5 protein-coding genes are annotated in these 6,590 nt (G+C 36.4%); 4 read left to right on the forward strand and 1 reads right to left on the reverse strand.

Annotated features, from left to right (window positions below; all coding sequences use genetic code 11):
• Window positions 1-2,854: DUF5704 domain-containing protein (locus RMR19_RS07025; RefSeq protein WP_310602790.1), on the forward strand; the 2,854-nt coding region annotated here is incomplete at its 5' end.
• Here RMR19_RS07025 and RMR19_RS07030 read toward each other — a convergent pair.
• A complete protein-coding gene (locus RMR19_RS07030; RefSeq protein WP_310602791.1) occupies window positions 2,837-3,856 on the reverse strand; it encodes a helix-turn-helix transcriptional regulator in 1,020 nt (339 codons plus the stop codon). The two genes, RMR19_RS07025 and RMR19_RS07030, sit on opposite strands and share 18 nt — an antisense overlap.
• A gap of 309 nt (window positions 3,857-4,165) precedes the next feature.
• On the opposite strand from RMR19_RS07030, the gene RMR19_RS07035 reads away from it, so the two are divergent.
• The 3 genes from RMR19_RS07035 to RMR19_RS07045 form a co-directional block, all read left to right on the forward strand.
• Window positions 4,166-5,194, forward strand: a complete 1,029-nt coding sequence (locus RMR19_RS07035; protein ID WP_331654663.1) for an ABC transporter substrate-binding protein — start codon at window positions 4,166-4,168, stop codon at window positions 5,192-5,194.
• Window positions 5,187-6,170 carry a FecCD family ABC transporter permease gene (locus RMR19_RS07040; RefSeq protein ID WP_310602792.1) on the forward strand — a complete coding sequence of 328 codons (984 nt, stop codon included), beginning with the start codon at window positions 5,187-5,189 and terminating at the stop codon, window positions 6,168-6,170. Before RMR19_RS07035 ends, RMR19_RS07040 begins: the two co-directional genes overlap by 8 nt.
• On the forward strand, window positions 6,170-6,590 hold a 421-nt coding region (locus tag RMR19_RS07045; protein WP_310602793.1), incomplete at its 3' end, for an iron chelate uptake ABC transporter family permease subunit. The genes RMR19_RS07040 and RMR19_RS07045, both read left to right, overlap by 1 nt.

The raw sequence follows: 6,590 nt of genomic DNA on the forward strand, positions 1-6,590 counted from the left end.
AAATGGTATTTTCGGAGTCTATAATAGTGGAAACTTCAAAAAAGGACCTTATTATACATTGTCTGGTATAAGCGGCGCAGAGAGTTGGGGGACAAGTACATTGAATGACTTCAAGCAATACTTCAATATCCCAGTAGAATATCACCCAACCAAATTAGACGTTGATGTACCAGTATCGGTAGAGTATCATACTGAGGAACATGAGCTAATGTATATAAAGGATTTGGAAAAGGCTAAACTTGATGAAAAGGTAACTTATACATTTCCGGAGACATATCGATTTAAAGGAAAAAAATATATACTGTATCGAAGCTATTATATGAATATGTCCAAGCCAACGTCGATGCAAGGGAAACTAAAGAAGGGTGTTGATGGTGCAACACTTGCGCAGGTAATGAATCGAGAAGTAGAAGCGACAGATACAAAAGGTTTAAAGTTGATAGCCATGTATAAACCAGAGGATGACGTCGATGAGCCAGAAGATGATATCATGCCGGATTCTATTCTTGTGCCATTAGAAGATCCTTCGCCAGAAGTAGTAATTAAAGCCGATGTAAGAGGAAATGAACAATTTGATGTAGAGCAGGGAGTACCAACGACAGAAAGTGTTTATGTCAATGCAACATCGGAAGAATATCTCTATACATACAAGTTCGTAAAAGAAGTAGTAACTGTACCATATACGATAGTGGCAGATAAAACCTATCTATTATCATGGCAAAGTTGGGAAAAGGTTGATACCAACGAAGAAACGGGTGAAGACATATATGATTATGTAGAAAAGAGCGAGGAAAGTACGAAAACGCAAGAAGTTATAGTAGAAAGAAAAGTTGCCTATTGGCGAGTCTCGTACTTACGCGTGTATACATTAGATGGGGTGCGTGTGAAAAACGAAGCATTACCAGAGAGCAATCTTTATGTAAAAGCTGTGGGTATTAATGCCCCAAGAATAGAGACTAAGATAAGTAAAAAGTGGCAAGATCATGTTCTTGATCCAGAAGGATATGAGGAGAATATGACGCTAGTATCAGAAAATATTGTAGGTGGTTACACAAAGCCATTGATAAATGATGAGGATATAGCAGAGTGCGTCGAGAAGATTGTTGGAGTACCTACCGTTACAAATGATAAGCTGGTTTTTAATGGCGTGACCATTATGGACGATAGCGAAACATTAAAAGAAGGGCCAAGACCTTCGGAGATACCAGAAACAAAAGTGTGCAATGAGAATGCAATTTATAGGAAGAATCTAGTAATACCACGGGATAAGGCAAATATGGAATATGAATCGAATGGAGTAGTACAGTATAATACAACAACTACAATACTAGATTCAATTAATGTGATATCTGGATTACCTAAAAATTATGATGTAGAAGTGAATTCTATTATTGTTCATACGCCAACGGTTTGTGATGCAAAAGTAACAGATTTAAAGGCGTATAATCAGATGGTTAATCCAGAAACAAACAGAGCTTCGTTAATACTTGATAAAACATTTACGATAAGACTATCAACTACAGGGAGTCATAATGATTATCCGGGATACGGCGATAGAGACTATGCAAAATACATAGCATATCAGCAAGCTAAGTTTCCATTCGATGTATATAAAGGAACAAGATATATAAAAGCAAACACTTGGGTTACAATGGATTCGGAAGAAACGACATTTTATCTGCCAACGTGGGTTAACGAAGGAAACTATGAGATACAGTTTGAAGCACCTGCAATTAATTGTGATGCAAACAACGGCTATGATAAGACAGAGTATTTGGCAAATTATATTATTGATGATTATGTTGCAATCGATAGTATATTTGTAAATGTAAGTGGTAGAGTTTATGGTTTAACCATATATGATATAAGTGATTATCCAACATGGCAAAGTGTATTTCGAAACAAGGATTCCCTCACTTTAACGGGAACAAACTATAGCGTCGGAGTTAATAATCAAAACGGATTGGTAACAGGTAGGTTAGCAAAGTATACATTTCCACTTGTAAATGGAAGTCATCCTACAGATGATACAGTAGGTGCTGTTAAATTAGGATATTGTACAAGATTTAAATTTACGACAGTAGGCAATATGTATAATGAAGAGGATTACATCAAGATAACACCAAGGTTTTACTATGTCGATAGGAAAGGACAGAATCGGCAAGAAGTTGATCTTTACTACACGGAAACATTTGAAGCGAAACGGAATTACATGATTAAGGTAGGTAGTGATAAAGACAAGCTTAATAAGAAAATGTATGTACTGGGAAGTGAATACTGGCAAGTGCCAGAAATAGAGATTGCGAATACAGCGTTTGTAACAGAGAAAACATCAAAAGAGATAAAAAAACAAAATGGTACGGTGTTTACATTTGGTGATATCGGTATCGACAAAACATTTCGGACATATATTGGTTCTGGAAAATACACACCGACTGGTACAATTCCTGCCACAGTTGATTCGAAAACAGTGATACAATCGGTGCAAAACTGGTATGGAGAATATTATTTGCCAAGTGATGTACATGTATTAGCGAAAGATTATGATTTATCAGCCTATATCAAAAACAAGGGAGGAGTTGATTTCACAGAGGATATTTGGCTTGATAAAGGATATATTATTGTCAATTTTGACATAGTCACATATCAAATAGAGGCGGAGCAAGCAAATCTAAGTTATATTAACAAAGAGAATGCATTGAATGGATACTGTAATATGTGGAAACTGGAAGGTTCACAAGTGGTAAAGACAGATAGTTATGGGAATACATTTGAATTCAAATACGGCGATTACGTCATGTATGCTATCGATAAATCAGCAGCAATCGATTACAAATCAGGAGGAACACATTAGTCGATGTCTGTATTCAAGTGGTGTACATTGATAGGTTTGACGAAACATCTTAATAAAATTACTTGCATAAGGATAACCAACCTGTTCCGCAATTTCAGCGATACTTAAATTCGTTGTACTAAGTAGGTTTTCAGCCGTTGCCATACGAGTAGAGGTAATATAACGTCCAATAGACATATGATAGTAATAGGAAAATCCAGCTTTCAACTTTTGGGGACTTAGCAGTACAAGTTCGCTGAGATGTTCAATCGTGGGAGGAGCTTGCAAGCTAATTGTTAATATTTCATGAGCCTTTTGTATGGACTGGATATCGTTTGTGCTAAGATGAAGATATTTATTTGTTCCAATTTTGACTTTTCCATAATGAAGTTGCTTCGTAAATGCATTGTCAGAAGAAGATTCTACCGTTTGAACGATTGCCGAGATACATTCTAGGATACAACTCTCTAATATAAGAGGATTTAAGGAATTCTGAGCAGAAAGAGTCTGCATCTTCTCAAGTGCCATGTTAACTTCAAGTGGAAGATAAGGATATGTTACATTTTCTGAAAACTTACTGTAGTCAAAATCGAAATGAAAGTGTTCTTTTAGATACTGCGTTACATAGGATTCATATAGTATAATTTCTGCACCATGATAGTGTTCTCCACGCTTCCAAGCCTGCTGCCCTTTGATCCCTTTCTCTATTACGAAGAAAGAAGAGGGTTTAAAAGAGGAGATCGGTTGATTCTCTAATTTGAAATTCGTAGAACCTTTATAAACAATACCAAAACGGATTAGATGCTCAGGGTTATCGAATGTAAGTCGAAAACAATGGGGAACTGTAAAATCAGCAATCCCAAAGGAATAGCAATTCGGGCGTACATAGGATAACAGATAACCGTCTTCAGGTCTGTTTGGATTTTGATATAGGATACAATTCTTCTGTTTTATAGGTTTAAATTGCAGTTCAGTAAGAACCGTTTTAGTAAATGCATCAGACGATGTAATATTTGTTTGCATAATGATATTCTCCATAAATGTAATAGGTGTACAGATTAAGAATTCTAAGTAATTTCAGTAAAACATATTTCTAGATATAATTCAATTGTAAAATCATACAAAAATAATCTGATTAGGTTACAAAATTATTAATAAAGGTGAAAGTATTGCAAAGTAAATCACATTCCTATATAATTCAAAAACAGTTAGTTGTGAATAACTTGAGTGAGAGGTGTAAAACAAAAGTTACCGTAATGAGAGGTGACTGTGAAGACTATAGTTTTCAATAGTTACACGAAGGACTAACAATAAAGAATAATAGGAGATTACATGATGAAAAAGTATATGATGGTTGCTATGAGCATGATCGTTTTAGCGGTAGGACTAGTTGGTTGCTCAAGCAAAGATACAAAGAATGAAACAAATAAAACGGTTGAAACAAATGAATCGACTGAAACAAATGGAACGAAGAAAGCAAACAATAAAGATACAAACACAGAAGATGCAAATCCAACAAGAACAATTACTGATATAAAAGGCACAGTCGAGATTCCTAGTAATCCACAAAGAATCGTTGATATCAGCGGCACAAGTGATATCCTATCAATTCTAGGATATGATGTAGTTGGAACAGCAAACAGTGATGCTTATGATTATACAAGATTTCCATCTTACCTTGAAGATGTTTTAGAAGAAGCAAAAATCCTAGGTTATAGCATGATTGCAGAGATGGACGTAGAAGCAATTATTGCTTTAGAACCAGATTTAATTGTAATTTCAACAGTACAAGAGAAAATGTATGACCAATTATCTAAAGTTGCACCAGTTATAATGCTTGAGATGAAGCAGATGGACTGGAAAGAAGACTTTATGCATGTTGCAACAGTATTTGGTGAAGAGGAAAAAGCAACAGAATGGATGAATACATATCTAAGCAAAGCGAGTGAAGTTGGTGACAGAATCAAAGAAACATATGGTAAAGAGACATCGTATCTATCATTTCTAGCAAGTAGCGGAAGCTTATTTATCTTCGATAGTGCAGGGCTTGGAACAATATTCTATGATGATATGGGATTAGCAAAGCCAGAGGGAATGCCAGAACAAGAAAATGTTAGTTTACCAGTAGTAACCTATGAAGGATTAGCAGAAATCAATTCCGATTATATCTTTGTTGTTGCGACAAATGAAGATTTAGCAACATTGACAGATGGTAGCATTTGGAATAGTGTGAATGCTGTGAAAGAAGGGCATGTGATTAATCTTACTGCAAGCCCATACTTCAATCAGGGATATAGCCCAATTGGACGATTAGCATTTTTAGAAGAAGTAGAAGAGTTATTAGCAAGTACAAATGAGTAAGAAAAAAGTTATATTGATTGGCTTGTGCAGTATAACTGCAATCGTTGGGCTATTGGTTGCGATTTGTGCAGGTGCAAAACAAATTCCGTTACAAACGGTGTGGAATAGTATCTTTCGTTTTGAAGAGATATTAGATATGCAAATAGTCCGAGATGTGAGAATGCCAAGAGCAATCTGTACCGCCTTAGTTGGCGGTATTCTTGGCGTGGCAGGGGCAATGATGCAAGGTGTAACTAGAAACGAGGTCGCAGAACCTTCGTTAATGGGAATTACACAGGGTGCAACACTTGCAATTGCACTAGTAGGAGCAAGTTCGTCAATCTATGGACTATTAGGCAATACAATAGCAGCATTTATCGGAGCGATGGTAAGTGGACTTTTCGTTTTAGGATTCAGTATGAAGAATGCTAGAAATATGAATATATCGCGATTGTTACTAGCAGGAACGGCACTTAGTACATTCTTTATCTCAATGGCTACAGTTATTGCGTTATTAACAAACAAGTCACAAAGTCTTGCCTTTTGGATTTCAGGAGGATTTCGTGCGGTTAATTGGGATAGTGTACGATTAGTACTTGTTGTAGGTGGAATCGCAACTGGGATAGCCTTGTTCTTCGCACCAAAGATTAATATAGTAAATCTAGGTGAAGATGTCTGTATTGGACTTGGAGAAAATCCCGTTAAGATTCGAATGATTACGTTACTACTATTGATTCCAATGTGTGCAGTATGTGTTGCCGTTGCGGGAAATGTATCATTTATCGGATTAATCGTTCCACATATTGTACGTAAAATGTTCGGACAGGATTATCGAAAGGTTATGCCGATATCCTTTTTATTCGGAGCAACACTTGTAATTTGGGCAGATGTATTAGCAAGACTAGTAAATCAGCCATATGAGACACCAATTGGATTATTCACATCGCTTGTTGGAGTACCTCTATTTATATGGATGATTCGGAAGGAGAGTGTGTAATGAAAAAGCGAGTTTATATAAGCTCAATAATCGTGACCATTCTCTTTGTAGTTACGTTCTTACTAGCAATTGCTTGGGGAAGTTACTCGATTTCATTTGGTGATGTGATTAAGACACTGTTTGGTCAAGGAACACTTCTTCAAACAACAACAATATGGGATATTCGACTGCCGCGAATCTGTGTAGCGATTGTAGTAGGTGTTTGCCTATCAACGGCAGGCTGTGTATTGCAAAGCGTAACAAGAAATGAATTAACGGAATCAGGTATGATTGGAATCAACGCAGGAGCAGCGGTTGCGGTTGTGCTATTAATTTCCTATGGAAGCACAAGTTATTACGATGCAATTGGAGATGTAGCACTATATGTAATGCCATTTGTAGCGATTGTGGGCGCATTACTAAGTGGATTTTTAATATACT

Source organism: Anaerosporobacter sp. (assembly GCF_031551385.1).
In the GTDB taxonomy this organism is placed as follows: Bacteria; Bacillota; Clostridia; order Lachnospirales; family Lachnospiraceae; genus Anaerosporobacter.

What these genes read in the sequence shown, in the direction of transcription:
- RMR19_RS07035 (WP_331654663.1), top strand. Translation starts at nt 4,166, where the DNA reads ATGATGAAAAAGTATATGATGGTTGCTATGAGCATGATCGTTTTAGCG.
- RMR19_RS07030 (WP_310602791.1), bottom strand. Translation starts at nt 3,856, where the DNA reads ATGCAAACAAATATTACATCGTCTGATGCATTTACTAAAACGGTTCTT.
- RMR19_RS07040 (WP_310602792.1), top strand. Translation starts at nt 5,187, where the DNA reads ATGAGTAAGAAAAAAGTTATATTGATTGGCTTGTGCAGTATAACTGCA.